This window comes from Gilvimarinus algae (assembly GCF_030518215.1).
Lineage (GTDB): Bacteria > Pseudomonadota > Gammaproteobacteria > Pseudomonadales > Cellvibrionaceae > Gilvimarinus > Gilvimarinus algae.
Genome location: NZ_JAULRT010000018.1, coordinates 1 through 363, shown reverse-complemented (window position 1 = coordinate 363; position 363 = coordinate 1). Strand labels below are relative to the sequence as shown.

General features: G+C 56.5%; 1 protein-coding gene. It reads right to left on the bottom strand.

Annotated elements, in window-relative coordinates; translation table 11 throughout:
- The coding region (locus QWI16_RS00295; RefSeq protein WP_302710717.1) for an EAL domain-containing protein at positions 1–298 on the bottom strand (298 nt) is incomplete at its 3' end.
- Positions 299–363: the final 65 nt, after the last annotated feature.

Genomic DNA, 363 nt, shown 5'->3' with positions numbered 1-363 from the left:
CCTGGTTGACCCCCCGAGTGAGAGCCATATCCAGCTTGAGCACAGCCGGCTGAAATTCTGCGAGCAGATTCAGCCCTGAGTAACCCGAGCCAAAATCATCTATTGCAGTGGTGAAGCCCTGTCGCTCGTACTCCTTGAAGATCGACTTCAAGTGCTCGGTGTCCTCGATCCGCTCGCCTTCGGTCACTTCGAACATCAGCAGATTGGCGGGGAAGTCGAATGTGACTGTGGCCTCCAAGGTAGCCCGGATGCAGGTGCTGGCACGGTAGACGGCATTGGGCAGAAAATTGATGCTCAATTTACAGTCTTTCTGGCGTCCCAAGCCCAGACCAGCCGCTTGCTCGATAGCCTTCACGCGGCAGG